Annotated in this window: 12 protein-coding genes; 2 read left to right on the top strand and 10 right to left on the bottom strand. The window is 71.5% G+C overall.

The genetic code is table 11. From position 1 onward, the window contains the following. Positions 1-77: 77 nt before the first annotated feature. The 5 genes from BLS25_RS16430 to BLS25_RS01825 form a co-directional block, all read right to left on the bottom strand. Positions 78-473 (bottom strand): hypothetical protein, encoded by a 396-nt coding sequence (locus BLS25_RS16430; RefSeq protein WP_081349648.1) that lies wholly within the window; start codon positions 471-473, stop codon positions 78-80. A 732-nt stretch (positions 474-1,205) separates the two neighbouring features. Next, positions 1,206-2,234 (bottom strand): 6-phosphofructokinase, encoded by a 1,029-nt coding sequence (locus BLS25_RS01840; protein ID WP_056227271.1) that lies wholly within the window; start codon positions 2,232-2,234, stop codon positions 1,206-1,208. Positions 2,235-2,444: 210 nt separating this feature from the next. Continuing rightward, positions 2,445-4,604, bottom strand: a complete 2,160-nt coding sequence (locus tag BLS25_RS01835; RefSeq protein WP_056227269.1) for a DEAD/DEAH box helicase — start codon at positions 4,602-4,604, stop codon at positions 2,445-2,447. Between the two features lie 195 nt (positions 4,605-4,799). Beyond that, the gene (locus tag BLS25_RS17085; RefSeq protein WP_256335508.1) at positions 4,800-5,204 is read right to left on the bottom strand and encodes a hypothetical protein; all 405 of its coding nucleotides are present in this window, start codon (positions 5,202-5,204) and stop codon (positions 4,800-4,802) included. 281 nt (positions 5,205-5,485) lie between these two features. After that, positions 5,486-7,900 (bottom strand): heavy metal translocating P-type ATPase, encoded by a 2,415-nt coding sequence (locus BLS25_RS01825; protein WP_074694219.1) that lies wholly within the window; start codon positions 7,898-7,900, stop codon positions 5,486-5,488. Positions 7,901-8,030: 130 nt separating this feature from the next. Here BLS25_RS01825 and BLS25_RS01820 point away from each other — a divergent pair, with 130 nt between their 5' ends. Beyond that, positions 8,031-9,398, top strand: a complete 1,368-nt coding sequence (locus BLS25_RS01820; RefSeq protein ID WP_074694218.1) for an MFS transporter — start codon at positions 8,031-8,033, stop codon at positions 9,396-9,398. Between the two features lie 170 nt (positions 9,399-9,568). Here BLS25_RS01820 and BLS25_RS01815 read toward each other — a convergent pair whose 3' ends face one another. The 5 genes from BLS25_RS01815 to BLS25_RS01795 are packed head-to-tail and all read right to left on the bottom strand — an operon-like array spanning position 9,569 to position 12,741. Further along, a complete protein-coding gene (locus BLS25_RS01815) occupies positions 9,569-10,513 on the bottom strand; it encodes a bifunctional riboflavin kinase/FAD synthetase (RefSeq protein ID WP_074694217.1) in 945 nt (314 codons plus the stop codon). Next, positions 10,510-10,929, bottom strand: a complete 420-nt coding sequence (locus BLS25_RS01810; protein ID WP_074694216.1) for a hypothetical protein — start codon at positions 10,927-10,929, stop codon at positions 10,510-10,512. The genes BLS25_RS01815 and BLS25_RS01810 overlap by 4 nt, the downstream gene beginning before the upstream one ends. A gap of 50 nt (positions 10,930-10,979) precedes the next feature. Beyond that, a complete protein-coding gene (locus BLS25_RS01805; protein WP_056227254.1) occupies positions 10,980-11,348 on the bottom strand; it encodes a hypothetical protein in 369 nt (122 codons plus the stop codon). Next, positions 11,345-12,238 carry a tRNA pseudouridine(55) synthase TruB gene (gene truB / locus BLS25_RS01800; protein WP_074694215.1) on the bottom strand — a complete coding sequence of 298 codons (894 nt, stop codon included), beginning with the start codon at positions 12,236-12,238 and terminating at the stop codon, positions 11,345-11,347. Before truB ends, BLS25_RS01805 begins: the two co-directional genes overlap by 4 nt. Beyond that, positions 12,238-12,741: a nucleoside/nucleotide kinase family protein gene (locus BLS25_RS01795; protein WP_056227246.1), complete on the bottom strand. Its 504-nt coding sequence runs from the start codon at positions 12,739-12,741 to the stop codon at positions 12,238-12,240. Before BLS25_RS01795 ends, truB begins: the two co-directional genes overlap by 1 nt. 184 nt (positions 12,742-12,925) lie before the next feature. Between BLS25_RS01795 and BLS25_RS01790 the strand changes: the two genes are divergently transcribed. Next, positions 12,926-13,804 carry an HhH-GPD family protein gene (locus BLS25_RS01790; protein ID WP_074694214.1) on the top strand — a complete coding sequence of 293 codons (879 nt, stop codon included), beginning with the start codon at positions 12,926-12,928 and terminating at the stop codon, positions 13,802-13,804. The last annotated feature ends 111 nt before the right edge of the window (positions 13,805-13,915 follow it).

Here is a 13,915-nt window from a genome sequence, read left to right as displayed (position 1 = left end):
CAGACCGTGTCCCACTTTCGGCTGTCCGCATACCGCTCAGACGACCTTTTTCGGGACATGGGTCAGCGCACATCCGCTCATAGCCCCGGCCGCCAACCGGCTCTGATGAGCGCCTCGCGGGCGAGGGCGACGGCCGAGGCACCTCCATCTCGAAGGTGATGGTTCAGCACGCGCACGTGATCCCACCCCGCCGACCGGATGGCGGCCCACCGGTCGGCATCTCGGGCGAACTGCCGCTCGTCCTCGGCGTGGACGCGTCCGTCGTACTCGACGGCGACCATCCATCGAGGGAAGGCGAGGTCGATCTCCGCGACGAACATGCCCCGCGAGTCGAAGATGTCGGCGTTGACCTCGGGCGCCGGGAGCCCGTTCCGACCCAGCAGAAGTCGCAGACGTGTCTCTCTCGGTGACCGGACGCCGGGTCGGGCGAGGTCGACCGCCGCACGCAGGACACCGCCTCGAACGTCGCCCATCTCTCTGACTTCAGACCGCAGCTGCTCTGCGTCGGCCATCGGCGGCCGCCCGCTCAGGAGCGCATCGGCCGCAGCGACCAGGTCATCAAGAGGCCAGAGCCGACCGCATTGTCTCCACGCCCGCACGGGGTGCTCGACCGGCAGGTCGAGCAGGCCGGCCGAGAACGCCGGTGCGCGCGCTTGCAGACGGTGGCCGACGACTCCTTGTGTCCGCGGCTCCCTCGCCGGTCGGTGTGCGGAAACATGGATCCGCGGCACGTACGGCCACTCCGGAGTGCATACTCCCCGCAGAGCAAGCGCCGTCTCGTGGCTGAAGAACTGCCAGGGCATCAGGCGCGGCGCGTACACGAGGCACTGCTGGATCAGAGACGAGGGCGGAGCGGTCGTCGACGATCGGATGCCATGGAACGGCGAATCCAAATCTGCGGCGCGCAACCGAGCACGCGTCACCCCCAGCTCACCGGCGGCGCCGACGGAGAAGTGCTCGGGAAGCTGGTCAGGCAGAGGTCGAGGACGCGGCATCCCTCAGCTTCTCGCCTCTGCCAGCCCCATCCGCGGTTGTCCACAGGCCACCGCGCGAGAAGCCGGGCCGATGCCGCGACCATGTCCCAATTTCGGCTGCCTGGAAGGCGCCTAGGCAACCAAAAGTGGGACATGGCTCAACACAAACGGGGACATGGTCCGGGCCCCGCCCCGCACACGGCAGGAGGGGGCGTCGCACCAGCAGCAGGCTCAGCCGAACAGCGCGGCGGCCTCCTCGTAGCGATACAGCGGGACGCTGTTGAGCTCGCCGAGGGCGTCGGCGAAGGGGACGCGCACGATGTCGGTGCCGCGCATCGCGACCATCTGGCCCCACGCGCCCTCGTGCAGCGCGTCGGCGGCGTGCAGGCCCAGGCGCGTCGCGAGTACGCGGTCGAAGGCCGACGGCGAACCGCCGCGCTGGATGTGGCCGAGCACGGTCGAGCGGGTCTCGATGCCGGTGAGGCGCTCGATCTCGGGCGCCAGCAGCTCGCCGATGCCGCCGAGGCGGGGACGGTTGAAGGCGTCGAGGCCCTTGTCGCTGAACGCCTCGTCCATGCCCGTGAGCTTGAAGCCCTCCGAGACGACGACCAGGGGCGCGCGGCCGCGGTCGTGAGCGCGGGTGACCTGCTCGACGATCTCGTCGATCGACATCGGCACCTCGGGGATGCAGATCACGTGCGCGCCCGCGGCGATGCCGGCGTGCAGGGCGATCCAGCCGACGTGACGGCCCATGACCTCGGCCACCATGCAGCGCTGGTGCGAGTCACCGGTGGTGCGCAGGCGGTCCATGGCATCCGTCGCGATGTTCACGGCGGTGTCGAAACCGAACGAGTAGTCGGTCGCGCGGAGGTCGTTGTCGATCGTCTTGGGCACACCGAGGACGTTGATGCCGTCCTTCGACAGGCGGTCGGCCGCGGCCAGGGTCCCCTCGCCGCCGATGGCCAGGATGCCGTCGAGCCGGTGTCCGTACATCGTCTTGGAGATGTTCTCGGCGCCGCCGCGCGCCCCCTCGTAGGGGTTGGTGCGGCTCGTGCCGAGGATGGTGCCGCCGACCTTGGACAGGCCCTTCACCTCGTGACGCGTGAGCGGGAAGAAGTCGCCGTCGACGACGCCGCGCCACCCGTCGCGGATGCCGACGAATTCGATGTCGTAGTTGGTCGTGCCCTTGAGCACGACGCCACGGATGACCGCGTTCAGCCCGGGGCAGTCGCCGCCGCTGGTCAGGATGCCGATCTTCATGGGCAGAGTCCTCTGGTGCTGTGATTCGGGTGAAGGGGTCGGCGCCGTTGCCGTCTTCGACCTTATCGCCGCGGGCGGGACCGCTGCCACACGGTGACGGAGGGGCGCCGGATGCCGGGACCCCCGCGACCCCGCCGAGGGGCGAGCTCCTTCCCGGGAACGCAGGAACGCCCCGGCGCCGAAGCGACCGGGGCGTTCGTGCGGCGAGGATCAGGCCTTGCCGAGCGCCTGACGCAGCAGGTGCATGAGCGCCGACAGCTGCACCGAGTCGCTGGAGCCGGGCTCGATGGCCTGGCCGTCGAGGGCGCGCGCGGCGAGCCCTTCCTTCGAGTCGATGAGCTCCGCGATCTTCGTGTCGATCGTGTGCGCGGCGATGATGCGCCACGCGGTCACGGGTTCGCCCTGACCGATGCGGTGCACGCGGTCGATGGCCTGGGTCTGCTCCGCGGCGGTCCACGACAGCTCGGCGAGCACGACGTTCGAGGCGGCCTGCATGTTGAGGCCGACGCCGGCGGCGGTGAGCGAACACACCGCGATTCCCACGTCGGGGTCGCTGTTGAACGCGTCGATCGCGGCCTGGCGCGCGGTGGAGGTCTGCTCACCGCGGACCGACACCGACTTGAGCCCGGATGCCTTGAAGTGGGCTTCCGCCGCATCCATGACGTCGATGTGCTTGGCGAAGAACACGACCTTGCCGACCGAGCGCTGCAGCTGCACGGCGTAGTCGGCGGCGAGGTGCGCCTTGGCCTGGCCGATGCGGCGGACCATCGTGAAGACGTTCTCGTTCCCCGAGCCCGCGGCCTTGGACTCCTCGAGCTCGCCGTGGGCGACGAGGCGAACGATGTCCTCGTCGATCTCTCCGGCGGCGAGACCGCGGTCCCCGCGCGCCTCGATGATCCGGTGGTATTTCGCCGCGAGGCGGGCGCCGAGCTCGCGTTCGGCCTGACGGATGGATCGCCCGAACTCGTCGTCCAATTCGACCGGGAGGTCGGCGACGAGCTTGTCGGGGAGGTCGGCGGCGACGTCCTTCTTCTTGCGTCGGACGATGCCCATCGAGATGACGGCCTCGCGCGCCTCGGGGTAGAACGCCTTGTCCGCGGGGGTCAGGCCGGTGGCATCCAGCTTCTCCATCAGCTCGGGACCGGGCTTCTCGCCGTTGGTCCAGCCGAGGAAGCGCCAGATCGCGTCGAAGTCCTCGACGTCGTTGATCAGCGGGGTGCCCGTGAGCGCCAGCATGAGCGGGTCGCGGGTCTGCTGACGGACGCGCGATGCCAGGGCCAGCACGTTCTGCGAGCGCTGCGACGTGAGGTTCTTGATGAAGTGCGCCTCGTCGACCACGACGCCCTTGAGGCCGATCGACGACAGCCACGACAGGTGCCGGTCGAGGATCTCGTAGTTGACAATGAAGACGTCGGCGAAGGCGTCGATGTCGGCGCCACCGCCCGAGATGACGGTCGCGCGGCGCTGCGGTGTCCACCGCTGCACCTCGCGGGCCCAGTTCATCTTGACGACGTTCGGCACGACGACCAGCAGCGGATACGCGTCGGCGACGGATGCCGCGAGCACCGACTCGGCGGTCTTGCCCAGGCCCGGCTCGTCGGCGAGGAGGAACGAGCGGTGACCGGTGCGCACGGCCTCGAGGAAGCGCGACTGGTGCGGCATGACCTCGAGCCCGCGCGGCGAGAGCCGGTCGAACTCGGGGACGGGCGGCAGCTCCATGCTGGCCGCCGATCCTCCGGCGCCGGTCTCGAACGCCTTGTACAGCGGGCCCATGAGTTCCCAGCCGTCGAGGCGGCGACGCGGGGCGTCTCCGCTCGCGCGCGGCGTGAGATCGGGGGCGAGGAAGGGGTTGGACATCTGGCGCGCCTCGATCGAGGCGGGGACGACCTGCTTCTCGGCCAGCGCCGCCGGCACCACGGGGGCGATCTTGGGCGTGTTGTCGGTGATGATGAGCTCGTCGGGCGGGAGCTCGGCCCCGGACTCCAGCAGCCAGTCGCGGCGCATGCGGCGGGCGACAGGAGATGTGGCCTGGTCGACCTCGAGCAGCTGGATGAGCGAGGTGTCGCGCGCGGCGGTCTTGGCGAGGATCGTGGCGACCCCGTCGAGGCGCTTGAGCAGCTCGGCGCGCGCGGCGTCGGTGATCTCGGTGTCGGCCTTGACCCGGGCGCGCTCCTCGCGCACGAGGAACGCGATCACCTGGAACTTGACGCGATTGGTGGGCCCGAGCTTTCCGCGCTGCGCCTTCGCCTCGATCTCGCGCACCTTGCGGGCGAGAATCGGGATGACGGGTGCTTCGTCGTCTCGTCGGGATGACGTGGTCTTCCTGCGTCGTTGGCTCGAGCCTCGGGACGCGGTTGCCGTAGTCGGCATGCTCCTCCTGAGCGTGTCGTCCGGATGACAATCCGGAGCGTCCGGCGAATGCCGGTGGATCAGTGACCCCGGGAGTTCGTCGCCGACGGCACGTCGCTACGAGTGGGCTCCACGACCCGGCTGCACCCTCGATCGAGAGCGGCACGCCGGAAACAGCGAAGGGATCCTCGCCATTCTACCCGTTCGCCACGCCTTTCAGCGAGCAAGAGCCGCGAGGATGTCCTGGGTGTACCCGTCGGGGTCGATGTTCACCCACGACGTCGTGATCCAGTACGACCCCTGCACGGCCTGCGTCTCGCCTCGCGTGTACGGCTTGTCGTCCAGGGAGACACCCCGCTGCTCGATGCGGCAGATCGTCGCATCCCCCTGAGACTCGCACCCGAAACCAGCTGTGTTCAGGCTCTCTCTCACCGTGTCCGCCTGATCAGCGGAGACCACCGAGACGTTCGTCGAAAGCCCGGTGTCGCCAGGCTCCCCCCACGAGCATCGCAGCGTCGGCACCGTGTCCAGCAGTTCGAGAAGCGCCGCCTGGTCGGTCGAGAGGAGCGTCACGCCCGGGTCGTTCAACGGCGGAACGTCGGCGGTCAACGTGGTCTGCATCGACGCCGAGTAGATGTCATCGCACGATGCGGGGAGGGCAGCAGCTGTCGGGGTAGGCGACGCCGAGGCGGTCGGCGACGCTCCCGGCGCGGGTGACGCGGCGCCCGGGGACGGGGACGAGGCCCGCGTGTCTGCGGGTTCTGCTTCGGGAACGCAGGCGGTCATCGTGACGATCGCGACGACGGCAACGCCTCCGAATGCGGCGGCACGGGCGAGGGGGGACATGCGACCTCCAGGGATCACCTCGACACTAACCCGGCCCGCGCGAGTTCATCGGAGTCTCAGACCGCGCGTCGCAGGCGCAGGCTGTTGAGGACGACGAAGACGCTCGAGAACGCCATCGCGGCCCCCGCCAGCATCGGGTTCAGAAGTCCCAGCGCCGCCAGCGGCAGGGCGGCGACGTTGTACGCGAAGGCCCAGAACAGGTTGCCGCGAATGACGCGCATCGTGCGCCGGCTGAGCGCCAGGGCGGTGACGATGCCCCGCGGGTCGTCGCGCATGAGCGCCACGTCGCTCGCGTGCAGCGCGGCATCGGTCCCTCCGCCCATCGCGATGCCCAGATCAGCGGATGCCAGAGCGGCGGCGTCGTTGACCCCGTCGCCGACCATCGCGACGGTGCGCCCCTCGGCGCGGAGCGCCCGGATCGTCTCGACCTTGCCCTCGGGGAGGACGCCGGCCCGCACGCGGTCGATTCCGAGGTCGGCGGCGACCGCCCGAGCGACGTGCTCGTTGTCGCCGGTGAGCAGGATCGGCTCGAGACCCATCGCCTTCAGCTCGGCGACGGTCTCCGCGCTCTCGGCCCGGACGGTGTCGGCCACCTCGATCACGATCCGTGCACGCAGGGCGCCGTCGGTGTCGGCCCACCCGGCCACGACGACGGTGCCGCGCTGCTCCCCCGCCGCCACGGCGTCCGCCAGAGCGACCGGCAGTTCGGCGCCGAAATCGGCGGCCAGGGCCGGACGCCCCGCGAACACGCGAACGCCGTCGACGGTCCCCGTGACGCCGCGGCCGGGCAGGGCCTCGAGGGCGGTGGCGACGGGCCCGTCCCCCGCGGCGGCGACGATGGCGTGGGCGACGGGGTGCTCGGAGCCGCGCTCGACGGCGGCGACGCGCTCGAGGGCGTCAGCGGCATCCTGGGCATCGACGGTCGTGACCTGCGTGACGCTCATCCGGCCCGAGGTGAGGGTCCCGGTCTTGTCGAGCACGATCGTGTCGATGCGCTCGGCCGACTCCAGGGCCGCGGGTCCCGTCACGAGGATCCCGAGCTGCGCTCCGCGGCCGGTGCCGACGAGGATCGCGATGGGGGTGGCGAGGCCGAGCGCGCAGGGGCACGCGATGATGAGCACCGCGACGGCCGCAGTGAAGCCGGCGGCCACGGGTTGCCCCGCCAGCAGCCAGGCGACGAGGGTCGCGACGGCCAGGACGATCACGACCGGGACGAAGACGCCCGAGATGCGATCGGCGAGACGCTGGACGCGGCTCTTGCCGAGCTGCGCGTCTTCGACCAGGCGCGCGATGCGGGCCAGGCGGGTCTGCTCGCCCACGCCGGTCGCGCGCACCAGCAGGCGCCCACCCGTGGCGATCGTGCCGCCGGTGAGGATCGATCCGGGACCGACGTCGACCGGAACCGCCTCGCCGGTGAGCATGCTCTCATCCACCGAGGCTGTGCCCTCGAGGACCTCGCCGTCGGTGGCGACGGTCGCTCCCGGCCGGACGACGAACACGTCGCCCACGGCGAGGCGATCGACGTCGATGCGGCTCCCGTCCGCGAGCTCGGCCTCGCGGGCGCCGAGGTCGAGCAGGGAACGCAGCGCTGCTCCCGCGCGGCGAGTGGAACGCTGCTCGATCACGCGGCCGAGCAGCAGGAACACCGTCACCGCCGCCGCGACCTCGAAGTAGACGACGGAGCTCGCGTCGTGCACGGGGCCGAACAGGGCGACCTCGTGCCGGATGCCGATCCGCCCGGCCGTCCCGAACACGAGGGCCCACACGCTCCACAGATAGGCGGCGAAGGTGCCCAGGGTGATCAGGGTGTCCATGGTCGCCGCGCCGTGGCGGGCATTGCGCAGCGTCGCGCGGTGGAACGGCCATCCGCCCCAGAGCACGATCGGCGTCGCGAGCACGAGCGAGACCCACTGCCAGCCGGGGAACTGCCACGCCGGGATCATGCCGAGGGCCACGACGGGGGCGGCCAACGCGAGCGACACCCACAGCCGCACGCGCAGCGGGGTGGAGCCCGGGGCGTCGGCGGTGTCGTGGACGTGGCCCCCGTGGTCGGAGACCCCGTGGTCGGAGGCCCCGTCGAGGGCGTGGCCGGTGGTGGCGTCGATGGCGCCGCCGGGAGCGGGAACCGCGACGGGATGCGGCGCGGGGGTGCCGGCATCCGGTCGCTCCTCCGTCGGAAGCGAAAGCGGGAGGGATGCCGCGGCCCCTGCGGTCGTGTCGCGAGACGAGGAGCGCGGACGCACGGTGGCGTCGTAGCCGGCGGAGCGCACGGCGGCGACGAGAGTCGCGGGGTCGAGGTCGGCCGGGTACCGGACCCGCGCGGTCTCGGTCGCGAGGTTGACCGCGGCCTCGACCCCATCGACGCGGCCGAGCCGCTTCTCGACCCGGGCGACGCAGCTGGCGCAGGTCATGCCCTCGATGTCGAGCACGGCTTCGGCGGTCGACGTCGGGGAATCGGTGTTGTCGCGCATGGCTTCTCCTCCGGTCACTCCGTCCAGAACACGATACCCCCTGGGGGTATTCCGCGGGCGTGTCCCCCGACACCGGCGGAGATGCTGTCCACCCCGCGCGCGTGATCAGCGGGAACCGTACGCTGGTGCCATGGCCGAGACGATGACACGCGAGCAGCGGGTCGTCCTGTCGATCGCCGTCCTGGCCTCGTTCGTGTCGTTCCTCGACGGGACGGTGGTCAACGTCGCCCTCCCCGCGATCGCGGGCGAACTCGGTGGCGGACTGTCGACGCAGCAATGGGTCGTCGACGCCTACCTGGTGACCCTCGGCGCCTTCATCCTGGTCGCGGGATCACTGAGCGACGTCCTCGGACGCATCGTGGTGCTGCGGATCGGCCTGATCGGTTTCGGGCTCACGTCGGTGGCGATCGCCGCCGCCCCCACCGCCGAGTTCCTCATCGTCGCCCGCGCGTTGCAGGGCATCGCCGGCGCCCTCCTCGTCCCGAGCTCGCTGGCCCTGATCACCTCGACGTTCCGCGGGCCCGCGCAGGCCCGCGCGATCGGCATCTGGACCGGAGCGACGACCGTCGCCATGATCGCCGGGCCCCTCATCGGCGGCATCTTCGTCGACACGCTGTCGTGGCGCCTGGTGTTCCTGGTGAACGTGCTGCCCATCGCGGTGACCATGTGGTTGCTCGCCCGTCTCGGTCACCGCGATCATCGTCGGCCCGGGGCCCGCGTCGACGTCCTCGGCGCGGTCCTGTGCGCTGTCGGCCTCGGCGGCATCGTCTTCGCCCTCATCGAGCAGCCGAACCTCGGCTGGACGTCCCCCGTCATCTGGCTCCCCGGGGTCGTCGGCATCCTGTCGTTCGCGGGGTTCCTCCTGCGTCAGCGCACGGGGCGCGACCCGCTGATGCCGCTCGATCTCTTCCGCTCGCGCAACTTCTGGGCGGGCAATCTCGCGACCGTCTTCGTCTACGCCGCGCTGTCGCTCAACGGCTTCGTGGTGAGCGTGTACCTGCAGCAGGGCGCGGGGCTGCCCGCCACCCTCGCCGGGCTTGCGTCGCTGCCGAGCACGGTGCTGATGATCCTGCTGAGCTCGCGGATGGGCGCCCTCGCGGGGCGCTTCGGCCCGCGCCTGTTCATGACGCTCGGGCCGATCGTGATGGCGGCCGGGGCGCTGCTGCTGTTGAACGTCAGCGGAGACTTCGACTACTGGACGCAGATCCTGCCCGGCGTCGTCGTGTGGGGCCTGGGGCTCACCGCCACCGTCTCACCGCTCACCGCGGCCGTGCTCGGCGCCATCGACACCGAGCGCTCCGGCATCGCCTCGGCCGTCAACAACGCCGTCTCTCGCGTCGCGGGGCTCCTGGCGATCGCGGCCGTCTCAGCGGTCGTGGGCGGCTCGCTCGACCTCGGCGGCTTCCACCGCGCGGCCGTCTTCACCGCCGCGCTGATGCTGCTCGGGGCCGCGGCGTCGTTCCTCGGCATCCGGAATCACCTGTCGCGGCCGGACTGACGCGGGCGCGGCGGGGTGTTCCGGGGCCGCTCGGGCGCGGTGCGGAAACACCCCGCAACCGTCGTTCGCAGGTGGCCCCGGGGTCACGTCCACCGCCCCGCGGCCACGTCCACCGCCCCGGAGCCGCACAACGCGCCCCGAATCCACCCAGCCCGGCCCCGGCCCGCACCTCACCGCAGGATCGCCCGCGCCCGCTCCACGTCGTCCGCCATCTGCACGAGCAACGCGTCGATGCCGTCGAACGCCGTCATCTCGCGCACCCGCTCCACGAAACGAACCTCGACGTGGTGGCCGTACAGGTCCAGCCCGGTCTCGTCGATCACGTACGCCTCGACCTGCCGCGCGTGCACGTCGTCGAACGTGGGATTGGTGCCGACGCTGATCGCGGCCGGGTAGCTGATGCGCCGAGCCCCGTCGACGTCGACGAGCCAGCCCGCGTACACGCCGTCGGCGGGGACGAAGCCCTCGAGGTCGGGCGAGAGGTTCGCGGTCGGGTAGCCGAGCTCGCGCCCCCGCTTGAGCCCGTGCACGACCTCGCCCCACACCGAGGGAGCGCGGCCCAGAAGGCGCGCGGCCGTCGCGACATCGCCCACCGAGAGGGCCTCGCGGATCCACGTGGATGACACGCGCCGGTCGGCGTGGACGGCCCGCACGTCGTCGACCACATCGACGCGGAACCCGTGCTCGGCTCCCATGCGGACCAAGAGGTCGGGTCCGCCCGCTCCCCCGGCGCCGAAGCGGAAGTCACGGCCCACGAGCACCGTGCGCGCCTGCAGCGCCTCCACGAGCACGGCGAGCACGAACTCGTCGGCCGGGATCGCCGCGAGCTCCTCGTCGAAGGTCAGCAGCAGCGTCGCGTCGACGCCGGCGCGCTCGAGCAACTCGAGCTTCTGGTGCGGCCCGATCACGTCGGGGGGGCACTTCTCGGGGCGGAGGATGCTGAGCGGGTTGCGGTCGAACGTCACCGCGACGACGCGTGCGCCGTCGGACGCGTCGATGCGTGCACGATCGATCACGGCGCGGTGGCCGGCGTGCACGCCGTCGAACTTTCCGATCGCCACCACCGAGGGCCCGAAGTCCGCCGGGACCTCGGAGGGATCGCGGAAGACGATCATCGCGTCGCCCGGCGATGGCGCGTGAGCCACCAGAGCCCGAGGAAGGGCAGCACCAGCGGGATGAACAGGTACCCGTAGCCGTAGACCGACCACACGGTGGGGTGCTGGAACAGCGCGGGAAGAACGAGGCTCAGGGTGCCCACGACGAGCACGCCCACCAGCTCGAAGCCGATCGCGATCCAGGCGACGCGGTACCACGCGGGCCGTGCCGAGAAGACGAGCGCGAGGGTCGCGAGGATGTACACGACGGCGGCGAGAGCCGACAGCGCGTACGCGAGAGGGGCGTCGTCGAACTCGCGCACGATCTGCACGAACGAGCGGCCCGTGGCGGCGAGCGCCATGATGCCGTAGACGACGACGAGGACACGGCCGATGCCGGTCATCCCCCGGGAGCGGGTGGGAGTGGTGGATGCCATGACCTGTCGATTCTAGTTCGCCCGCGCCGTGGCCGAGCGGCGGTGCGCCCTCACGCCAGCTGCACGGTCCAGATGATGTGCATGCGCCACACCATGACCGCGACGGCGAGGGCCGCGACGCCCATGATGACGGTGCTCCAGCGGCTGCGTTCGATCAGCGCCCACGCGGCTCCGGCGACCGGGACCAGGGCGGCCGACACGAGGTAGGTCCAGAACTCGAGCAGGCTGCCCGAGGGTGGGTTACCCGCGAACGGCGAGATGATCGCGACGACGATCTGCACGATCAGCAGCAGCTCGATGAGGGCGAGCGAGCCGACCGTCACGTCTCCCGGCCGGCGTCCGATGAGCCCCGCGGTGATGGCGACGAGACCCGCGAGCACGGCGATGCCCACCTGGGCGAGCGTGAACCACAGGATCATCGGGCGGCCTCTTCGGGCATGTTCATGACGCTCTTCACCTGCGTGCCGCGTTTCTCGACGACGCCGATCAGACGCCCCTCGGGGTCGATCGCGGCCGCGACCGCGCCGGTCAGGCGGCCTCCCCCGTCGATGCGCTTGCCGTGCCGCAGATCTCGTGCCTCGTCGTCGCCCACGGCGAGGACGCCCATCACGACGGCGGCCGCGGTCGCGGGCGCGACGAGGGCGTCTTCGGCGATGTCGTCGACGGATGCGGCGGCGACGACGTCGAACGCCCCGATGCGCGTGCGACGGAGAGCCGTGAGGTGCCCTCCGACGCCGACCGCGCGCCCGAGGTCGCGAGCGAGAGCGCGGATGTACGTGCCGCTCGTGCAGTCCACGACCACATCGAGCTCGATCGTGCCCTCGCCGCGGCGCGTCTCGCGCACCTCGAACCGCGAGACCGTGACGCTCCGCGCCTTCAGCTCGACCTCTTCGCCGGCGCGCGCGAGGTCGTAGGCGCGACGGCCCGCGACCTTGATGGCCGAGACGGTGCTGGGCACCTGCTGGATGTCGCCGGTGAGGTCGGCGATGCCCGCCGCGATGGCCTCATCGGTCACGGCGGCGACGGCAGCGGCATCCGCCCTGGCCGTTTCGACACCGTCGGCGTCGTCGCTGTCGGTGGCGACTCCGAGCAGGACGGTGGCCTCGTAGGTCTTGTCAGCGCCGACGATGTAGGTCAGCAGGCGGGTCGCGCCCTCGACGCCGAGCACAAGCAGGCCCGTGGCCATCGGGTCGAGCGTGCCGGCGTGCCCGATCTTGCGGGTGCCGAGCGCGCGCCGCGCCCGCGACACGACGTCATGGCTGGTGATGCCTCCGGGCTTGTCGACCAGGAGGATTCCGGGACGCACCATCAGCAGAAATCTCCGAACACCTGCACCGGGTGCGAGGGGTCGGAGTTCTCGACGATGACGGATGCCGCCACGCGGGGCCGCGACTCGCTGAGGTAGTGCTTCTCGGCCTCCGGAAGCTCCGGGCGCGTAGCGCCGATGGGCGGGTTGCTCTCGAGCCAGACGGAGAAGTTGTAGAGCGTGCGCAGCTCGGCGGCGTGCAGGAAGCGGCCCGATACCACGAGCACCGCATCGGCCGGCGCGGCCGGCGAGTCACCGAAGGGCTCACCCGAACGGAACGGCGCGACGAGGCGCTCGCGCACGTCGTCGGCGTGGTCGGCGAGGTTCTCGCGGAACACCGCGGTTCCCTCGGCCTCGATCGCCGCGGCGAACGCGTCGGCGAAGGTCGAGGCGGCCTCGGCGTCGAGCGCATCGATCGCGACCACCACGCGCCCCGCGCGGGCGTTCTGCCGCATCAGGTCGCGCAGGCTCCGCTGCAGGGTCTCGACGGGGTTCTCACTCGACATGCCTCCAGCCTACTTTCGACCGCCGACACCGGACCGCTCCCGCCACCCCGCGAGGGCCCCGCCGCAGCGCCCCGCGGCATGCGCGAACGCGATGGCGCGCAGAAACGCGAGCAGCCCGCGTTCACGCGCGCGAACAGCGTTCACGCGTGAAGTTCGGCCCCGCTGACGACCGTAGGCTGGACGGATGCCAGGACTCGCCGCCCCGCTCATCGCGTGGTACCGCGACGCGGCCCGCGACCTCCCCTGGCGCCGCGAGGGGTTCGGGGCGTGGGGCACGCTCGTCAGCGAGTTCATGCTGCAGCAGACGCCGGTGAACCGCGTCGTCCCGCACCTCGAGGCGTGGCTGACGCGCTGGCCGACGCCCGCCGACCTCGCCGCCTCTCCCCCGGGCGACGCCGTCACGCAGTGGGCGAACCTCGGCTATCCGCGCCGCGCGCTGTGGTTGCACCGCGCCGCCGTCGAGATCCGCGATCGCCACGACGGGGTCGTTCCCCGCGACGTGGAGGCGTTGCTGGCCCTCACCGGGATCGGCGACTACACCGCGCGGGCCGTCGCGGTCTTCGCGTACGGCGATCGGCATCCGGTCGTCGACACGAACACCCGACGCGTGCTCGCCCGCGCCATCGAGGGTCGCGCGCAGCCGGGTCCGCCGCACCGCCGCGACCTCGAGGCGATGGAGGCCGAGCTCCCCGCCGACGTCGCCGAGTCCGCGATCGTCAACGCCGCCGCGATGGAACTCGGCGCGATCGTCTGCACCGCCCGCGCGCCGAGGTGCGAGGCGTGCCCCCTCGCGACGCAGTGCGCGTGGCGGGCGGCCGGGTACCCGGCATCCGAAGACCGCCGACGAAAACAGGCCACGTACGAGGGCAGCGATCGCCAGACCCGCGGGGCGGTGCTGAAGACCCTGCGCGAGGCTGCGCCCGCGGCCGTACCGGCGTTCGCCGTGATCCCCCAATGGCCGGATGCCGCGCAGCGCGACCGCGCCATCGACTCCCTCATCGCCGACGGCCTCGTGGAAGCGGCCGATGAGCATCTGCGCCTGCCGGGCCACCCGGCATCCTGAAACCGAGTCCGGTCCGACGCCCGCCGCCCTGATCCCGCCCTCGAACCGGCACGTCGCTCTTCTCGTCCCGAGGATCGCGGTCCGGATGCCATGGCAAGACGAACGGCCGGA

Source organism: Microbacterium testaceum StLB037 (genome assembly GCF_900104345.1).
Classification (GTDB): Bacteria; Actinomycetota; Actinomycetes; order Actinomycetales; family Microbacteriaceae; genus Microbacterium; species Microbacterium testaceum_A.
Note: the sequence above shows the minus strand (reverse complement) of the source record. Positions and strands in the feature narration are given on the sequence as shown.

Excerpts from the sequence above, each read along its gene's own strand:
- BLS25_RS01790 (WP_074694214.1), top strand. The coding sequence starts at position 12,926 with ATGCCAGGACTCGCCGCCCCGCTCATCGCGTGGTACCGCGACGCGGCC.
- BLS25_RS01805 (WP_056227254.1), bottom strand. The coding sequence starts at position 11,348 with ATGATCCTGTGGTTCACGCTCGCCCAGGTGGGCATCGCCGTGCTCGCG.
- BLS25_RS01825 (WP_074694219.1), bottom strand. The coding sequence starts at position 7,900 with ATGCGCGACAACACCGATTCCCCGACGTCGACCGCCGAAGCCGTGCTC.
- BLS25_RS01835 (WP_056227269.1), bottom strand. The coding sequence starts at position 4,604 with ATGCCGACTACGGCAACCGCGTCCCGAGGCTCGAGCCAACGACGCAGG.
- BLS25_RS16430 (WP_081349648.1), bottom strand. The coding sequence starts at position 473 with ATGGGCGACGTTCGAGGCGGTGTCCTGCGTGCGGCGGTCGACCTCGCC.
- BLS25_RS01815 (WP_074694217.1), bottom strand. The coding sequence starts at position 10,513 with ATGATCGTCTTCCGCGATCCCTCCGAGGTCCCGGCGGACTTCGGGCCC.
- BLS25_RS01810 (WP_074694216.1), bottom strand. The coding sequence starts at position 10,929 with ATGGCATCCACCACTCCCACCCGCTCCCGGGGGATGACCGGCATCGGC.
- BLS25_RS17085 (WP_256335508.1), bottom strand. The coding sequence starts at position 5,204 with ATGCAGACCACGTTGACCGCCGACGTTCCGCCGTTGAACGACCCGGGC.
- BLS25_RS01840 (WP_056227271.1), bottom strand. The coding sequence starts at position 2,234 with ATGAAGATCGGCATCCTGACCAGCGGCGGCGACTGCCCCGGGCTGAAC.
- BLS25_RS01795 (WP_056227246.1), bottom strand. The coding sequence starts at position 12,741 with ATGTCGAGTGAGAACCCCGTCGAGACCCTGCAGCGGAGCCTGCGCGAC.
- BLS25_RS01820 (WP_074694218.1), top strand. The coding sequence starts at position 8,031 with ATGGCCGAGACGATGACACGCGAGCAGCGGGTCGTCCTGTCGATCGCC.
- truB (WP_074694215.1), bottom strand. The coding sequence starts at position 12,238 with ATGGTGCGTCCCGGAATCCTCCTGGTCGACAAGCCCGGAGGCATCACC.